Raw genomic sequence first — 17,621 nt, 5'->3', positions numbered from 1 at the left:
GTAACCGGCCCTTGTCGTTTTCGGCGATGCGTGCGCGGCGATGCCCGATCCGCGCCCGCCCGATCACGTATTCATTCGTGCCGGGTGGATCCGTCGACTGCCGGCATGTTCTGCACGACCAGCATCTGGGGCGTCGACAGCGTGATCTGCGACGCCCGCAACTGCTTCAGGATCTCGAACAGCAGGTCGCTCTTCGTCGCGCTCGCGATCCGCGGGCTCGCCACGTAGCCCGTGACGCTCAGCGTGATCCCGTCCGGCGCCAACTGGCTGAACGTGACCGACGGCGCTGGCTTGTCGAGAATCGCCGGATGCTCGCGATATGCATCGAGCAGCAGGTCGCGCACCTGCTCGGGGTCGGTGTTCAGCGGGAACGTCAGCATCAGCGTCGCGACGCCCTGCGTGCTGTTGCCCATCGTCACGTTGCGCACGTTCTGCGAGATCAGCTGCGAGTTCGGCACGATCACGGTCGAGCGGTCGCTGAGCTGGATCTCGGTCGCGCGCACGTTGATGCGGCGGATGTCGCCTTCGACGCCCGCGATGCTGACCATGTCGCCGACCTTCACCGGCCGCTCGGTCAGCAGGATCAGTCCCGACACGAAGTTCTTCACGATCTCCTGCAGGCCGAAACCGATACCGACCGACAGCGCGCTGACGATCCACGCGAGGTTGCTCCACTTGACGCCGAGCAGCCCCAGCGTCATCAGCACGAGCAGCACATAGCCGACGTTGGTGAACAACGTGATCAGCGACACGCGCATTCCCGCATCCATGCCGAGTGCCGGCATGAACTCGCTGTCGAGCCAGCGCCGCACCGAGCGCAGCAGGTAGAAGCCGATCGCGAACCCGATCACCGCGTTCATGATCCGGTCGGGCATGATGTTCAGGCTCTGCAGCCGCTGGCCGCCGATCATCGCGACCGCGCTGTCGAGCAGGTCGCTCGGCGTCGTGCCGAAACCGCCCGTCAGCAACGCGATCGCCGCGACCAGCATCAGCAGGCTCGTGCCGAGACCGGACACGACGGTGTGGGCCTGGTCGAGATGCCGGTCGTCGAGCGCGAACAGGTGCTTGATCTGCTTGCCGGTCGACAGGTTCGCGGAGAACAGGCTTTCGCTCGCGTCGCGCGTCAGCTGCGTCATGATGTAGACGCTGCACAGCACGATCTCGAACCACACGAGCTCGTACGTGATGAAGCGTGCGACCGTGATGTAGCCGATCAGCAGCGCGCCGAGCGACACGACGATCGCCAGCGTGACGCCCGCATGGATCAGCCCCGCGAGCGTCGAGCGATCTTCAGGCGCCTCGCCGGATGCCGCAAGCGCGCTGCGGACGCGATTCGCGCGCAGGATCGACGCGCCGACGGTCAGCGCGACGACGAGCGAGACGATGCCGCGGCCGAACAGCGTGACGGACAGGCTGGTATCGACGATCCGGTTGATCGATTCGAGCGTGCCCGACATCAGCAGCAGCGCGGCCAGCACACCGGGGAACGGCCTCATCGCGAGCGCGACGGGATCGGCGAGCGCGGGCAGCCGCCACGACGGATGCTTCGTGCAAAGCAGCGCACGGCCGAGGCCGGCGATCAGCGCGCAGGTCACGGCGAGCTTCGCGAACTGGTCCCACAGATCGGTCATCGACGACGTGAGCTCGGCATGGCGGGCGAGCGCGAGATAGAGGATCTGGACGGCGACCGCGGTCGCGAGCAGCGTCGAGAACGCCGTCGCCAGCGCCAGCGCACTGCGGCGCAGCCGCGTGGGCGGCAGGCGGTTCAGGCAGAACCACGCAAGCCCGCGTTCGACGATGCGGCGGCCGCCGAGCCAGGCCGCGAGCGCGGCGATCACCAGCAGCGTGGTGAGCGCGCGCTGGCCGGGTGTCCAGGACGAACGCAGCATGTCGCGCAGTTCGTCGTTGAAATCGTCGAGCCGCTGGACGTCGTCCGGCGACAGATGGAACAGCGGCAGCCAGAACTGCGCGCCGAAGATGCTGCCGGAACGGAACGCAAGCTGGTTCTTCAGCAAGCTGCGGTGCAGCTTCGAGAACTGGTCGTTCAGGTTCGCGAGGTTGGTCTTCTGGTCGGCGGCCTGCTTCAGCGCCGCGTCGATTTGCGCCTTGCGCGCGTTCAGCGTCGCCCGCTGCTGTGCGACGGCGGGTGTTTCGGGCGATGCGCCCGGGGCCGGCGGCGGGCCGAGCACGTCGAGCTGCGCCTGGACCTGCGTGCGCTGCGGCGCGAGCTGGCTCTGCAGCTTGTCGACGTCGGCGCTCAGTTCCTGGGTCGCGTCGCCGAGTTCGTCGAGCTCCTTGCTGTTGGTCGCGTTCGACGTCTGCTGCTTGATGCGGTCCTGCTGCACCTGCATTTGCTTGAGTTGCGCAACGGCGTCGCCGAGCGAAATCGTCGGCACGGGGACGCCGACGCCGCTCGCGCCCGGGGCGGACGCGGCCGTCGGAAATGCCGACGCGGCCGCGATCGCCGCGAACTGCAGCAGTGCGAACAGCGCGATCCGGCGTGCGTACGTGGATAGTCGTTGTATGGACATGGAATGCTTACGTTTTGCCGACAATGACGGGTGCCGCAAGGCGCCCGGAAGCCGGGAGTTGGCCCGGTAGCATGTTACCGGGGCATGGCGGCCGCGGCGCTGCCGATCGTGCATCTTGCCTGGCGCGTACCGCGATGCCCGCGCGGGCATGTGATGGCCCCGCGAGCCCTTGCCGGCGGGGCCGTGACGGGTTGCGTTCGCAGTCCGGCAGCGAAACGTCGCGACGCCGGCGAACCTTACAGATCCGACAGACGGTTACGCAATTTACACAATACCCGGCGCGAAAGTGGGGTGTCCGAACCGGTTCGCCACGCCGCGCGGCCCGCGCGGCGTGCCGGTACAATGCAGCGAATCGCCCGACGGCGGCCCGCTGGCCGCCGGACAACAAAACACACGACACGATCAGGAGACACGACCAAGATGGTCTCAACGGACAGCTTTCCACCGGCAGCCGCCTCGTCCTCTTCCATCGACGCCGGCTCGATTTCGGCCCGCCTCGATCGCCTGCCACCGACCCGCAGCGTTTGGAAGCTCGTCGTGCTGCTGAGCCTCGGCTTCTTCTTCGAACTCTACGATCTGCTGTACAGCGGCTACGTCGCGCCGGGCCTCGTGAAGAGCGGGATCCTGTCCGCGACGACGCACGGCCTGTTCGGCACCACGGGCGTCGCGAGCTTCATCGCCGCGCTGTTTTCCGGCCTCTTCATCGGCACGATCGCATGCGGCTTCCTCGCGGACCGCTTCGGCCGCCGCGCGATCTTCACGTGGTCGCTGTTGTGGTACACGGCCGCCAACGTCGTGATGGCGTTCCAGGACACGGCGGGCGGATTGAATTTCTGGCGCTTCGTCGTCGGTCTCGGCCTCGGCGTCGAGATGGTGACGATCGGCACGTACATCTCCGAACTCGTGCCGAAGCAGATCCGCGGCCGCGCGTTCGCGTGCGAGCAGGCGGTCGGCTTCGTCGCGGTGCCGGTGGTCGCGTTCCTCGCGTATCTGCTCGTGCCGCACGCACCGCTCGGCCTCGACGGCTGGCGCTGGGTCGTGCTGATCGGCGCGCACGGCGCGCTGTTCGTGTGGTGGATTCGCCGCGAGTTGCCCGAGAGCCCGCGCTGGCTCGCGCAGCAGGGGCGCGTCGACGAAGCCGATCGCATCATGCGCGCGCTCGAGGCGAAGGTCGAAGCCGAATATGGCCGGCCGCTGCCGCCGCTCGCGCCGGCCGAGCCGGTGCCGCCGCGCGGCAGCTTCCGCGACATGTGGGTGCCGCCGTATCGCAGCCGCACGATCATGATGACGATCTTCAACGTGTTCCAGACGGTCGGTTTCTACGGCTTCGCGAACTGGGTGCCGACGCTGCTGATCAAGCAGGGCATCACGATCACGTCGAGTCTCATGTATTCGAGCGTGATCGCGCTCGCGGCGCCGCTCGGCCCGCTGATCGGCCTCGTGATCGCCGACCGCTTCGAGCGCAAGTCGGTGATCGTCGCGATGGCGGCGGCGATCGTCGTCTGCGGGCTGCTGTTCAGCCAGACGACGGCGGGCGCATTCCTGATCGTACTCGGCATCGGCCTCACGCTCGCGAGCAACATCATGTCGTACAGCTTCCACGCATATCAGGCCGAGCTGTTCCCGACGTCGATCCGCGCGCGCGCGGTGGGCTTCGTCTACTCGTGGAGCCGCTTCTCGGCGATCTTCTCGTCGTTCGTGATCGCGGCCGTGCTGAAGGGCTTCGGCACGTTCGGCGTGTTCGCGTTCATTGCCGGCGCGATGGTGATCGTGATGGCCGCGATCGGGTTCATGGGGCCGCGTACCAAAGGCATCGCGCTCGAAACCATTTCGAAGTAGACGCCGGTTGCGCACTCGCGTGTCGCGTGCGGCACGCGGGTGACAAGCAAGCGGCAACGAGTTGAAACAAAGCGTGACGAAGCGCAACACCGCCGCGAAACCGGGGGTTCGGCCCTGCCGATTCATGTCCGCGCGGGTAGAATGAAAGACCTGACGACTCATTAGCCGCCATTGGACCGAACGCGTTGTACTGCGAACGACTCCACCGCGAAGAGGCGTCGGCGCCGGGCACATGCGTGCCGCAGGCGTGTCGATGGCTCGCGCGGGAGATGCGCCGTTCGCCACGTGCGATGGCCGGATCGGCCGATGGCTTCGATCGCATGATGCTCTCCGACCTGACGCGGCGGTTATCCAGGCCGCGTTGCCGTACCCTCGCGGTCGCCACGTATGTGTGGCTCGCGGCCGCAGTTCCGATCTCCGTTCTTGTCGCGCGGCCAGCCGTTGCCGCGTCCGACGTGCCGTCGGCCACTGCTACGTCCTCCTCATCAACTGCTTCGGCCGTGCATCCGGCTTCGCCGGCACATGTGTCGTCGGAGGCGGCGCCGGCATCCGCCGCGTCCGCGGCCTCTCCGGCATCGGCAGCATCCGCCACACCGGCAAGCGAAGCCGAAGCGCCCGCACCGACGCCGCCGCGCCGGCACCCGCCGCTGTCGGCCGAGGAGGCGAGGAGCGCAACCGCGCGTGCGATCGACATGCGCAAGCGCTTCACGCAGGAAGTCGCGCGGCGCCTGAACGTGCCCGCGAGCGAGCAGCGCGCGTATGGCGATCGCCTTCAGAACGCGCTCGCCGATGCGGATCTCGGCGATCTGGCCGGCGAATACGTTGCGCTCGTCGACCGTGCGCCGAACGTTCAGGCGCTGTTCATCTACTTCCGCGCGACGTCGTCCAATGCGTGGTTGATGATCGGCGCGTCGCCGGTCGGCACCGGCTGGCCCGGCAAATACGATCACTTCCTGACGCCGCTCGGCGTGTTCCACCACTCGCCCGACAACATGGATTTCCGCGCGGAAGGCACGACGAACGACAACGGCATTCGCGGCTACGGCAAGCGCGACATGCGCATCTACGACTTCGGCTGGGTGGACGGCGAGCGGGGCTGGGGCAAGGGCGGCAAGTCGCCGATGCGCTTCCAGATGCACGCGACCGACCCCGATCGCCTCGAACCGCTGCTCGGCATCCGGCATTCGAAAGGCTGCGTGCGGATTCCTGCGTCGCTGAACACGTTCCTCGACACGCACGGCATCCTCGACGACGACTATCAGGCGCGCGTCGAGGCAGGCAAGTCGTTGTGGGTGTTGCGCCGCGATCGCGACATCACGCCGATCGCCGGCCGCTACCTGGCCGTGATCGACAGCGCGCGCAAGACGCGTCCGGCATGGTCGCCGGCGCCGGGGCGCAACGCATGGTCGAAGCTGCCGAAGAACGGCGATACGGCGGACTGACGACAGCCGGTCCGACGAGGGCGATACGGCGGGTGCGCCAGTTCGATGCACTGGCCGCGACGCTCGCGGCGGCCTGAGCGCGTTGTCGGTCGTATCCGCCGGCCCGCGCATCGGTCGGGGCCTGACGCAGGTCGCCCGCAAAATCGTACGGCGTGCAGTCGCGGAACGCGAAACGCCACGCGGTGGCGACGCGCGCGAACGCGTCGACGATGCGCGATGCGTGCCGGGATCGCTTCGTCAAGGATGACGAAGCGTCATTGTCGAGTGGTGCTCAGCGGAAGATTTTCAGCCAGTCGAACAGGCCGGGGTGCGGATGTCGCTTCGGCACCGGTGCCGGCGCACTGCGCGGCCGAAAATCGGGCGAGAACTGCGCACGCGGATCGATCGCGCGCGCACGCAATGCCGCATCGTAGAACGAGCCGACGATCGGCAGCGCGCTGTGTGCGCCCGCGCCCCAGTAGTCGCTGCGCAGCGTCACGCTACCGTCGTCGAAGCCGACCCACGCACCGGCCACCAGTTGCGGATGCATCAGGATGAACCAGCCGTCCGTGTTGTCCTGCGTCGTGCCGGTCTTGCCCGCGACGTCGACGCGAATCCCGTAGCGCGAGCGGATGTCGGCGCCGGTCCCGTAATCGACGACGCCGCGCATCACGTCGACCAGCGTCTGTGCCGCGGCCACCGGCAGCGCGCGTTCGGGCGGCGCGCTGCCGAACGCGGCGAGCACCTTGCCGTCGCGGTCCTCGATGCGCGTGATCATCTGCGGCGCGACGTACACGCCGCGGTTCGCGATCGTCCCGTACGCCGACACCATTTCCTTCAGCGTGACGGGGCTCGTGCCGAGCGCGAGCGACGGCACCGCGTCGAGCGCGCTGTCGCGCACGCCCATTGCGCGCGCGAGCTGCGCGACCCTGGCCGCGCCTTCGCGCTGCATCACCTGCGCGGTGATGCGATTGCGCGACAGCGCAAGCGCGTCGCGCAACGTCATCGGCGCGTCCGTCGGCGGCTCGGCATCGGTCGGATGCCACACCGCGTGCGCGCCGATCGGAATCGCGACGGGGCGATCGACGAACGTATCGCCCGGCCGCATGCCGTCCGCGAACGCGGCGCCATAGACGAACGGCTTGAACGTCGAGCCCGGCTGGCGTCGCGCCTGCACGACGTGATCGAACGGCTCGCTGCCGAAATCGGGGCTGCCGACCCACGCGCGAATCGCGCCGTTGCGCGGATCGATCGCGACGAAGCCCGCCTGCACCTGCGTCTTGCGCTCGCACAACGCGCGGATGAACGCGGGATTCGCGCCGAGCTGCTTCAGCGCCGCCGCATCGGCGAGCCCCGCGTCGCGCGCGGCGCGATAGTCGGGCGTCTGCCGGATGAAGCCGCGGAACAGGTCGTTGCGCAGCCCGCAGCCGGACGGGTTGTGCCACGCGCTATCGGCGATCGCCTGCAGGCGATCGGTCTGCTGCGTCAGCGCTTGCGTCGCCATGTCCTGCAGTTGCGCGTCGAGCGTCGTGCGCACGACGAGGCCGTCGGCGTAAAGATCGTAGTTGTTGCGATCGGCCCATGCGATCAGCCACTTGCGCAGCTGAACCGCGAAGTGCGGGGCGGGGCCGGGCTGCGCGGTCTGCGGCTCGAAGTCGACGCGCAGCGGCCGGCGCTGCAATTGCGCGAGCTGCCGCGGCGACAGCATGCCCATCGCCGCCATCCGGGCGAGCACGATGTTGCGGCGCTGTTCCGCGCGCTCGGGGTTCAGCACCGGGTTGTAATAGCTGTTGCCCTTGAGCATCCCGACGAGCGTCGCGCTTTCGACGATGTCGAGCTGGTCCGCCGACTTGCCGAAATAGGTGCGCGCGGCCATCTCGACGCCATACGCGTTGTACAGGAACGGCACCGTGTTCAGGTAGGTCTCCAGAATCTCGTCCTTGCTGTACACCGTCTCGATCTTGAACGCGGTGATCAGCTCCTTCACCTTGCGCGTGAGCGTCGGCGCGCGACCGACTTCGTCCGGATACAGGTTGCGCGCGAGCTGCTGCGTGATCGTCGAGCCGCCCTGGCGGCTGCCCGAGAACGTGTGCAGCCCGGCCGCGAGCGTGCGGCGCCAGTCGATGCCGTGATGCGCGTAGAAGCGGTGGTCCTCGGTCGCGATCAGCGCGTCGACCATGTGCGGCGAGATCTGCTTGAGCGGCACCCATTCGCGATTGACGGGCCGGAATTCGGCGATCAGCTGACCGTCGGCCGACAGCACGCGCGCGGGGCGGTCGATGCGCGCCTTGCGGATGTCGCCGATGCTCGGCGTGAACGGCACGAACGCGAGCAGGACCAGCAGGCCGAGCACCGGTATCGCGGCGAGCGTCAGCGCGACACCGCGGCGCGTCGGATGGCGCAGGCGATGCCAAGCGCCGGCGCCCAGCACGCGGGCGCCGGTGCGGCAGCGAAGCCACAGGTCACGAAGAAACGGCACGAAGCGATTCACGACGGCAGGAGCGCGAGCGGAAAAGGCGCGATCCTAGCAAACCGCGCACCGTTGCCGGCGGCCAAACAGCCCGTTTTCTTGCAGGATTTACAGACGATTACGTTTGTTTCCCGCGGACAACCTTTGGTCGTGTGCGCTGCCGCGATTCTTCCGATGAAACGGTGCCGGCCGCTTCGCCGACCACATCCGCGAGCCGCTGCGCGGCCGCTTCCATCCGCGCGCGATCGAACCCGCCGAAGCCGAGCACGAGGCCCGGACGCGCGGTGCCCGGCGCGAACATCGGCGACACCGCGCGCACCGCGACACCCGCCTGCGCGGCGCGCGCCACCACGTCGAGATCGTCGATCCCTTGCGCGAGCCACAGCACGACGTGCATCCCCTGATCGCCCGGCTGCACCCACGCGCGCTCGCGCGGCAGCCGCGCGCCGAGCGTGTCGATCAGCAGCGCGCGCTGTTCCGCGTAGACGCCGCGCACCCGGCGAATGTGGCGGTCGAGATGCCCTTCCGCGATGAAGGCGGCGAGCACGTGCTGATCGGCGGTCGGCGCGTGCCGATCCATCAGCGCGCGCGCACCGCAGAACGCGGGCACGAGGTCGTCGGGCGCGATCACGTAGCCGAGCCGCAGCGACGGGAACAGGATCTTGCTGAACGTGCCGAGATAGATCACGTGTTCCGGATCCAGACCTTGCAGCGACGGGAACGGATAGCCTTCGTAGCGCAGCTCGCTGTCGTAGTCGTCCTCGACCACCCACGCGCGATGTGCGCGCGCCCAGCCGAGCAGCGCGTTGCGTCGCGCCATGCTCATCGGCATCCCGAGCGGGTACTGATGCGACGGCGTGACGAACGCCGCGCGTGCGTTCGGCGCGAGACGGATGCCGGCGTCGACGTCGATGCCGTCCGCGTCGACCGGCACGCGGACCATCGCGTCGCTCCGGCCGGTGCTTTCGAGCAGCGCGGTGATGCCGCGATAGGCGGGATTCTCGACCCACGCGCGATCGTTCGGGCCGAGCAGGACCTGGCTCGCGAGGTGCAGCCCCTGTTGCGTGCCGCTCGTGATCACGACCTGATCGGCGCTGCAGCGCACCGAGCGCGAGCGGCGCACGTAATCGGCGATCGCTTCGCGCAGCGGCAGCGCGCCTTGCGGATCCGCGTAACCGGACGGCGCACCGGCGCCGCGGGCGCGCAGGCGGTTGCCGAGCCGGCGCCAGATGTCGTCGGGCGCGGTGAGCCCGACCGGCACCGAGATCGCGAACGGCACGGCCGGCAACGGCCGGAATTCGCGGGCGATCCGCGCGAACGTCGCGGCCGGTTCGGGCAGCCCGGCGGGCGCCGCACGCCGCCGGGCGGCGGGCGGTTCACCGGCCGGCGGAGCGGGCTCGGCCAGCGCGTTCGCGACCCGCGTGCCGGCGCCGCCGCGCGACTCCAGGAAGCCTTCGGCGACGAGCTGCGCATACGCGTCGACGACGGTGCCGCGCGCGACCTGAAGAGATGTCGCGAGCAGCCGCGTGGACGGCAGCGTGTCGCCGGGCCGCATGTCGCCGCGCCGCACCGCGTCCCGCAACGCCTGCGCGAGCTGGCGGCTCAGGTCGCCGGCCGCGCGGTCGAGCACGCCGAGCGACGGGATTTCGACGATCCGGGCGGTTCTGGCCATGATTCTGGTCTGCTGAAATTGTTCTAAACCGGCTCTACAGCATAAACCAGTTAGCGATCACAATCTGCGCATGACGGGCCGGTTGCGCCTGTTCCGTCCGAACCCTTTTCGACCGTGGAGCCGCCATGTATGTCCCTGCCGATTTCGCCGAATCCCGCCCCGACGCGCTGCGCGAACTGATCGTCGATCATCCGTTCGGCAGCCTGGTCACGCACGGGAAGGGCGGGCTCGACGCGAACCACCTCCCGTTCGAATTGCTGCCGGGCGACGGCGGCCTCGGCGAGCTGCATGCGCACGTCGCGCGGGCGAATCCGGTCTGGCAGGAGGTCGCGAACGGCGACGAGGTGCTCGTGATCTTCCGCGCCGGCGACGCGTACATCTCGCCGAACTGGTACCCGAGCAAGCATGCGGCGCATCGACAGGTGCCGACGTGGAACTACGTGGTCGTGCATGCATACGGCCGCATCACGGTGCGCGACGACGAGAAGTTCGTGCGCGGCGTGGTCGCGCGGCTGACGCGCACGCACGAGGCGTCGCAGCCGGCGCCGTGGAAGATGACCGACGCGCCGAAGGACTATCTCGACACGATGCTGCAGTCGATCGTCGGGCTGCAGATCGAGATCACGCGGCTCGTCGGCAAGCGCAAGCTCGGGCAGAACAAGGCGGTCGACGATATCCGCGGCGCGGGCGACGCGCTGATCGCGGACGGGAATCTCGCGATCGGCGAGGCGATGCTGGCGGAGGCGGATGCGAAGCGGAAGTAAGTCGAGGTGAATCGCACGGGGGCGCATGCCGCGCCCCGGCCGGCGCACGCTACTGTGTACGCGTCGCGCCCTTCGCCGCTTCCCCCGCCTGCGCCAGCGCCCCCCGAATCGCCGCTTCCGTCTTGTCATACCCGCCCTCGCCGTACCGCGTATAGACGACCTTCCCGTTCGCGTCGATCAGGTACAGCGCGGGCCAGTACTGGTTCCCGTACGCACGCCACGTGTCGTAGCGGTTGTCCTGCGCGACCGGATACTGGATGCCGAAGCGCTTGACCGCATCGGCGACGTTCTTCGCGTCGCGTTCGAACGGATACTCGGGCGTATGCACGCCGACCACGACGAGCCCCTGGTCGCGATACTTCCGGTACCAGTCGTTCACGTACGGAATCGTATGGATGCAGTTGATGCACGAGTACGTCCAGAAATCGACCAGCACGACCTTGCCGCGCAACTGGTCGAGCTTGAGCGGCACGCTGTTGTGCCAGCGCTCGATGCCGGTGAAGTCGGGCGCCGGCGTGCCGGCCAGCGAGGCGGTCATGCCCGCGTCGTCGCGGGTGCCGGCGAACGCGGCGAGCCCGGCCGTGGCGGCGAGGGCAATCACGAGGGCGGCGGTCTTGAATCTGGGCAGCATGGCGGTTCTCCGGTTCGGCCGGCCGCTGCGCGAGTGCGCGGGCCGGACAGGTTTCGACAGCCGTCATTGGGCCGCGCCGACGTATCTGCGGTGTGTCCGGCAAGCCGCGCGTGTGCAAAGTTGTGTGTCGTCACGGCGACGCGATACATTGGGATACAAACGCGCGCCCGCGGTGCGGTATAAAAGCGGACATCACCAGCCGGAACATCACGCCAACGACATCGACTCATGGACAAGATCGACCACGTACTGATCGTCGACGACGATCGCGCGATCCGCGAACTGATCGCGGACTATCTGGAGAAGAACGGCATGCGCGTGTCGCTCGCCGCGAACGGCCGCGAGATGCGCAACGCGCTCGACGACGGCGCGCCCGACCTGATCGTGCTCGATCTGATGATGCCCGGCGAGGACGGCCTCACGCTGTGCCGCGACCTGCGCGCGGGCAAGTTCCGGACGGTGCCGGTGCTGATGCTGACCGCGCGCGGCGAGGAAACCGACCGCATCATCGGCCTCGAGATGGGTGCCGACGACTATCTCGCGAAGCCGTTCGCGGTGCGCGAACTGCTCGCGCGGATCCGCTCGGTGCTGCGCCGCGCGCGCATGCTGCCGCCCGGCATGCAGGTGACGGAGACGGCCGCGATGCTCGCGTTCGGCGAATGGCGGCTCGACACGACGGGGCGTCACCTGCTCGACACCGAAGGCACGCTGGTCGCGTTGAGCGGCGCCGAGTACCGGCTGCTGCGGGTGTTCCTCGACAATCCGCAGCGCGTGCTGACGCGCGACCAGTTGCTCAACCTCACGCAGGGCCGGCAGTCCGATCCGTTCGACCGGTCGATCGACCTGCTCGTGAGCCGGCTGCGGCAGCGTCTGCGCGACGGCGCGCGCGAGCCGCGCTACATCAAGACGCTGCGCAACGAGGGCTACGTGTTCTCGTCGGCGGTGACCGCGGTCGAAGGCGACGCATGAACGCGCGCACCCTGTGGCACTGGCCGCGCTCGCTGTTCGCGCGGCTCGCGCTGATCCTGTGCGTGGGCCTCGCGCTCGCGCAGACGCTGTCGTTCTGGCTCACCGTGACCGAGCGCGACCAGGCGACCACCAACCTGATGATGGGCTACATCGAGCGCGAGGTCGCGAGCTCGGTCGCGCTGCTCGACCACCTGCCGCCCGATCAGCGCGCCGCGTGGCTGCCGCGTCTCGCGCGGCGCAGCTACGCGTTCATCCTCGGGCCGGGCGAGACGGGCACGCCGCCGGAGGCGCGGCTCTCGGCGCGCGTCGAGCGTTCGATCTCGGACGGCATCGGCGGCGATTACCCGCTGACCGCGAACGCGCTCCCCGGCGATCGCGAGCATCTGCAAGTGCATCTGCGCCTGACCGACGGCTCGCCGCTGACGATCGACATCCATCCGATGTCGACTGTGCCGCTGTCGGGCTGGCTGCCGGTCGTGCTCGCGCTGCAGCTCGCGGTGCTCGCCGCATGCTGCTGGCTCGCGGTGCGGCTCGCGACGCGGCCGCTGAAGCAGCTCGCGCAGGCGGCCGACGCGCTCGGCCCCGACCTGAAGGGCGAACGCCTGAACGAGGACGGCCCGTCCGAAGTCGCGCGCGCGGCCCGCGCGTTCAACGCGATGCAGGACCGCATCGCGCAGTACATGGCCGAGCGCATGCAGATCCTCGCGTCGATCTCGCACGATTTGCAGACGCCGATCACGCGGATGCGGCTGCGCGTCGACGTGATGGACGACGACGCGCAGGGCGCGAAGCTGCGCCAGGACCTGCTCGAGATGGAGCATCTGGTGAAGGAAGGCGTCGCGTATGCGCGCACGCTGCACGGCACGGAAGAGGCCGCGCGCCGCATCGATCTCGACGCGCTGCTCGACAGCATCGTGTGCGACTACATGGATGCGGGGCAGGACGTCGCGCTGCACAGCGGCGGGCCGCTCGCGCTCGTCACGCGGCCGAAGGCGCTGCGCCGGATCGTCGGCAACCTCGTCGACAACGCGCTGAAGTTCGCGGGCGCGGCCGAGATCGACGTGCAGGCGGCACCGGGCGGCGGCGCGGTCATCGCGGTGCTCGATCGCGGGCCCGGCATTCCGGACGATCAGCTCGACGCGGTGTTCGAACCGTTCCGGCGCGTGGAGACGTCGCGCAACCGGGAGACGGGCGGCACGGGGCTCGGCCTCGCGATCGCGCGTCAGCTCGCGCTCGCGATGGGCGGCACGCTCACGTTGCGCAACCGGCCGGACGGCGGCGGGCTGGAAGCGCGGTTGACGCTGGCGAACGCTGCGTGATCGGACGCCGCGTGATGCGGCGTCAGCACCGGCCGGTGCGCAGCGCGACGGTCCAGTCGTCGCGGCCGCGCGATGCCGCGGTGGCGGCGGCCGTATGCCAGTCGTATTCGACCGCATGGAACTCGGCGTGCCAGCCGGCCAACGTGCGCGATACCATCGCATAGCGCGCATGTGGCGAACCGGTTTCGATCCGGTGCGGATGCGGAAGATCGTCCATGTAAGCCTGCAACCCGACGCTGCCCGGGTTGACGATCACACGCCCGTCGTCGAGCTTCGCGATGCGCGGCACGTGCGTGTGGCCGCACAGGATCAGCGACGCCGGCGCGTCGCCCGCGCGCTGCGCGATTTCATCGGGCGTCGCCGCACGGCAGCCGTCGGGCGTCACCGTTTCGAGGAAATAGACGAGGTCGCTGGCGGGCGTGCCGTGCACCATCAGCACGTCGTCGCCGAGCGTCAGGCGCTCGGGCAGCGCGGCGATCCATGCGCGATGGTCGTCGCGCAGCGTGTCGTGCGCCCAGCGATCGGACAGCCGCATCGCGTCGCGATCGCCGGTCAGCAGTTGCCGTTCGTGATTGCCCTTGATGGTCGGCAGGTCGAGCGCGATCAGGCGGTCGGCCGTGTCGGCGGGATGGAGTGCGCCCGACACGATGTCGCCGAGGTTGACGATCACGTCGGCGCCGCGGCGGCGCACGTCGTCGAGCACCGCGTCGAGCGCGGCGAGGTTGCCGTGGATGTCGGACAGCGCGGCGATTTTCATGGTGAGCAAGTCGAGGCGGGGAACGGCGATTGTCGCGAATTCGGCGCGGATCGTCCAATCGCATCGATGGCGGGACACGCGCGACGCGCGGCGAGTTTCAGTCGGTCGCGATGCGCGCGTACATCGCGAAATCGCCCGGTACGCCGCGCACCATCCGGTACGCGCGCAACAATCCTTCGTAGCGGTAGCCGCATTTTTGCAGGACGCGCACGGAGCCGGCGTTGCTGGTCAGCACGACGCCCTGGATGCGCTTGAAGCCACCTTCGGCGAACGCCCATGCGGTGACGCTCGCGCACAGCGCGCTCGCGATGCCGCGCCCCCAGTGCGATGGCGCGAGGTCGTACGCGATCTCGGCCGAGCGGTTCGCGGTGGACACCGTATGCAGTCCGATCGTTCCCGCGAGTGCGCCCGACGCGTCGTCGACGATCGCGAGACGGCGGATCGAATCCGGATGAGTCGACTCGATGCCGTCGAACAGCGGCAGCAGATCGTCGCGCGCATGCAGGTTCCAGCTCGTGTGGCGGACGACGTCGTGATTCGACAGGTACGCGTACCACGCGTCGAGATCCGCGCGGTCGAGCTGCCGGAGCGACAGGCCGGGGAAACCGGAGCGGGGCGGCGCGGCGATCCTCATCGCGCACCCGCCACGCACGCTGCGGCGCGCATGCCGACGCGCCTACGCGGCATGACGCCGGTACAGCGCGAGCGAACCGGCCAGGGCGAGCAGCATCGCGCCGCACGTGCGTTCGAGCCACAGCGCGCCCGAGCGCTTCAGCAGCCGCACCGCGCGAGCGCCGAGCAGCGCGTAGCCGAACATCACCGCTCCGTCGAGCAGCGCGAACGTGACCGCGAGCGCGACGTATTGCGGCGCGAGCGGCGCGGACGGATCGAGGAACTGCGGCAGGAATGCGGAGAAGAACAGATAGCCCTTTGGATTGGTCACCGCGGTCAGGAAGCTCTTCGCGAAGATCGACGCGTTGCGTCCGTGCACCGCGCCGCCATGCGCGACGGCGACGTCGAGCGAGCCCTTCGACGTGAGCAGCCGGATGCCGACATACGCGAGATAGGCGGCGCCCAGCCATTTCACCACCGAGAACCAGAATGCCGACGCCATCAGCAGCGCGCCGAGGCCGAGCGCGACCGCGACAATCAGCGCGAAGTCGGACAGCATCGCGCCGGCGAAACCGTAGGCCGCGCGGCGCACGCCGTAGCGCGAGCCGTTGGTCAGTGCGAGCAGCACGGTCGGGCCGGGCGTCGCGATTCCGACGAACGCGACGGCGGCGAAGATCAGCAAGGTCGTTTGATGCATGCCGAAGGCTCCCTGTGCAAGGCGGGTGCTCGATTATCGGGCGCACGTCGTCGCGCTGTACAGCGGCGTTCGATGCGCGACCGATTATCTCGATTCTCGCAAGAAATTGTTTTCATCATTGCGCTGTCGACGGGAACCGGTTCCAACTACCATGGCGGCCGTGGCGGGCATGCTCGCCGCGACGTCGCGCGCGCGTATCGCACGCGCGCGTTCCCGTATGCGGCCGCGGCCGGCCTCGCATGCCGGCGGATCTCCCTGCCGCACACGCTACTCGCATAGAACAACGGGTTCAGCCCGGAGACGCTAACAACCATGAACAAGCAACTGATCGCAGCCCCGCTGCTGCTCTCGCTCGCGGGCATCGCATCCGCGCAAAGCTCCGTCACGCTGTACGGCATCGTCGACGCGGGCGTCACCTATCGCAGCAACGACCGGGTCGGCTCGCCGGGCGCCTATACCGGACATTCGAACGTCGGCCTGACCACCGGCAACCTGTCCGGCAGCCGCTGGGGCATCAAGGGTTCCGAGGATCTCGGCGGCGGGATGCGCGCGCTGTTCGTGCTCGAGAACGGCTTCGACATCACCAACGGCACATCGGGCCAGGGCGGTCGCCAGTTCGGCCGGCAGGCGTTCGTCGGCGTCGGCAGCACCCGTTACGGCACGGTCACGCTCGGCCGCCAGTACACGTCGCTCGACGACTTCGTGAGCCCGGTCGGCCCGTCGTCGTTCATCGGCGGCTTCGGCGCGCACCCGGGCGACATCGACGATCTCGACCAGACCGCGCGCGTCGACAGTTCGATCAAGTACACGAGCGCGAACTACTCGGGCTTCACGTTCGGCGCGCTGTACGGCTTCGGCAGCCAGCCGGGCAGCATGAAGCAGCGCAACACGTGGAGCGTCGGCGCGGCATACGCGGCGGGGCCGCTGCGCGTGGGCGTCGGCTACGAGCGTTCGGACAACAGCAAGACGGGCGCGACCGACCCGACGGCCGGCAAGTGGCGAAGCACCGACGACGGCCTGTTCAACTCGTCGATCAACGAAGGCTATGCGAGCGCGCAGTCGCAGCAGATCATCGCGACCGGCGCGACGTACGACTTCGGCCCGGCCGTGGTCGGCGTGAACTACAGCAACGTGCAGTACCGCAGCGGTGCGCAGTCGCTGTTCAACGGCCACGCGACCTTCAACGTCGCGGGCGTGTTCACGCGCTGGAACGTGCAGCCGCAGACGCAGCTGTTCGCGGGCTACAGCTACACGCGCGGCAGCGACGTCGACGGCATCGACAATCGCGCGCAGTATCACAACGTCACGCTCGGCGCGGTCTACGACCTGTCGAAGCGCACCAGCGTGTACCTGCTCGGCGCGTACCAGCATGCGTCCGGCACGACGCTCGACGCGCTCGGCCGGCCGGTGGCCGCGACCGCGTCGGTGTCGGACAAGGCGAACGGCCACTCGTCCGACTCGCGGTCGCAGGCGATCGTCAGCCTCGGCCTGCGCCAGAAGTTCTGACGTCACGCGCATGACCGGCGGCCCGCGTTCGAGGCGGGCCGCCGATTGCGTGGCCCGTTGCTTGTCGATGTCTGTTCCGCCGGCAGCGCGTGATCGACATCGTCGATGCGCTGCCATCGCTGCGCGCATCGCTCGTCGCCGCACGCGCGGGACATCTCTCTCCTCATCCGCATCTTCATCGGCAACGGCATTCCGCCGCACATCGCTTTATTTCATATATTCACGACTTTCCCGGCAATGCAGCGTGCGCCGCATAATATTTTTTCTCTTTCATTTTAATTTCGATTTGTAATCATTGAATCGCTTTGCCGGAAATGGGAATTCAATGCATGTAAATCAGAAAAAATGACGCGTCCGTATTGGGCGATTCGGAATTTAGTGCCGGAAAGCGCGAATTGCGAGAGCGCCGCCGGGGGCGCGGATCTGCGATACG

The 17,621-nt window shown here is 68.5% G+C and carries 14 protein-coding genes; 7 read left to right on the top strand and 7 right to left on the bottom strand.

Features of this window, described 5'->3' with window-relative positions; all coding sequences use genetic code 11:
- Window positions 1-71: 71 nt before the first annotated feature.
- Window positions 72-2,531: a DUF3772 domain-containing protein gene (locus tag WS46_RS21080; RefSeq protein WP_059691631.1), complete on the bottom strand. Its 2,460-nt coding sequence runs from the start codon at window positions 2,529-2,531 to the stop codon at window positions 72-74.
- A 420-nt stretch (window positions 2,532-2,951) separates the two neighbouring features.
- On the opposite strand from WS46_RS21080, the gene WS46_RS21075 reads away from it, so the two are divergent.
- A complete protein-coding gene (locus tag WS46_RS21075) occupies window positions 2,952-4,370 on the top strand; it encodes an MFS transporter (protein ID WP_059691630.1) in 1,419 nt (472 codons plus the stop codon).
- A 269-nt stretch (window positions 4,371-4,639) separates the two neighbouring features.
- Window positions 4,640-5,812 carry a hypothetical protein gene (locus tag WS46_RS21070; RefSeq protein WP_059691629.1) on the top strand — a complete coding sequence of 391 codons (1,173 nt, stop codon included), beginning with the start codon at window positions 4,640-4,642 and terminating at the stop codon, window positions 5,810-5,812.
- Window positions 5,813-6,083: 271 nt separating this feature from the next.
- Here WS46_RS21070 and WS46_RS21065 read toward each other — a convergent pair whose 3' ends face one another.
- Window positions 6,084-8,282 (bottom strand): penicillin-binding protein 1A, encoded by a 2,199-nt coding sequence (locus tag WS46_RS21065; RefSeq protein ID WP_059691628.1) that lies wholly within the window; start codon window positions 8,280-8,282, stop codon window positions 6,084-6,086.
- A gap of 97 nt (window positions 8,283-8,379) precedes the next feature.
- Complete coding sequence (locus WS46_RS21060) at window positions 8,380-9,933, bottom strand: PLP-dependent aminotransferase family protein (protein ID WP_059691627.1); 1,554 nt, start codon at window positions 9,931-9,933, stop codon at window positions 8,380-8,382.
- Window positions 9,934-10,058: 125 nt separating this feature from the next.
- Here WS46_RS21060 and WS46_RS21055 point away from each other — a divergent pair, with 125 nt between their 5' ends.
- Window positions 10,059-10,697 (top strand): FMN-binding negative transcriptional regulator, encoded by a 639-nt coding sequence (locus WS46_RS21055; RefSeq protein ID WP_059691626.1) that lies wholly within the window; start codon window positions 10,059-10,061, stop codon window positions 10,695-10,697.
- Between the two features lie 49 nt (window positions 10,698-10,746).
- Here WS46_RS21055 and WS46_RS21050 read toward each other — a convergent pair whose 3' ends face one another.
- Window positions 10,747-11,328 carry a thioredoxin family protein gene (locus WS46_RS21050; RefSeq protein ID WP_059691625.1) on the bottom strand — a complete coding sequence of 194 codons (582 nt, stop codon included), beginning with the start codon at window positions 11,326-11,328 and terminating at the stop codon, window positions 10,747-10,749.
- A gap of 228 nt (window positions 11,329-11,556) precedes the next feature.
- Between WS46_RS21050 and WS46_RS21045 the strand changes: the two genes are divergently transcribed.
- Window positions 11,557-12,297: a response regulator gene (locus tag WS46_RS21045; RefSeq protein ID WP_059532572.1), complete on the top strand. Its 741-nt coding sequence runs from the start codon at window positions 11,557-11,559 to the stop codon at window positions 12,295-12,297.
- Window positions 12,294-13,616, top strand: a complete 1,323-nt coding sequence (locus WS46_RS21040) for an ATP-binding protein (RefSeq protein ID WP_059691624.1) — start codon at window positions 12,294-12,296, stop codon at window positions 13,614-13,616. Before WS46_RS21045 ends, WS46_RS21040 begins: the two co-directional genes overlap by 4 nt.
- Window positions 13,617-13,638: 22 nt before the next feature.
- Here WS46_RS21040 and WS46_RS21035 read toward each other — a convergent pair whose 3' ends face one another.
- From WS46_RS21035 to WS46_RS21025, 3 genes are all read right to left on the bottom strand, one after another.
- Window positions 13,639-14,373 (bottom strand): metallophosphoesterase, encoded by a 735-nt coding sequence (locus WS46_RS21035; RefSeq protein ID WP_059691623.1) that lies wholly within the window; start codon window positions 14,371-14,373, stop codon window positions 13,639-13,641.
- 97 nt (window positions 14,374-14,470) lie between these two features.
- The gene (locus WS46_RS21030) at window positions 14,471-15,007 is read right to left on the bottom strand and encodes a GNAT family N-acetyltransferase (protein WP_059691622.1); all 537 of its coding nucleotides are present in this window, start codon (window positions 15,005-15,007) and stop codon (window positions 14,471-14,473) included.
- Window positions 15,008-15,049: 42 nt separating this feature from the next.
- Window positions 15,050-15,682 carry a LysE family translocator gene (locus WS46_RS21025; protein WP_059691621.1) on the bottom strand — a complete coding sequence of 211 codons (633 nt, stop codon included), beginning with the start codon at window positions 15,680-15,682 and terminating at the stop codon, window positions 15,050-15,052.
- A gap of 312 nt (window positions 15,683-15,994) precedes the next feature.
- Between WS46_RS21025 and WS46_RS21020 the strand changes: the two genes are divergently transcribed.
- Together WS46_RS21020 and WS46_RS35555 are read left to right on the top strand one after the other, a co-directional pair.
- Window positions 15,995-17,188: a porin gene (locus WS46_RS21020; protein WP_059691620.1), complete on the top strand. Its 1,194-nt coding sequence runs from the start codon at window positions 15,995-15,997 to the stop codon at window positions 17,186-17,188.
- A gap of 89 nt (window positions 17,189-17,277) precedes the next feature.
- Complete coding sequence (locus WS46_RS35555; RefSeq protein ID WP_156443167.1) at window positions 17,278-17,445, top strand: hypothetical protein; 168 nt, start codon at window positions 17,278-17,280, stop codon at window positions 17,443-17,445.
- The last annotated feature ends 176 nt before the right edge of the window (window positions 17,446-17,621 follow it).

The organism is Burkholderia sp. RF4-BP95, from assembly GCF_001521985.1.
GTDB classification, from domain to species: domain Bacteria; phylum Pseudomonadota; class Gammaproteobacteria; order Burkholderiales; family Burkholderiaceae; genus Burkholderia; species Burkholderia diffusa.
The sequence above is the reverse complement of the archived record's forward strand: the minus strand, read 5'-3'. Positions and strand labels throughout refer to the sequence as shown.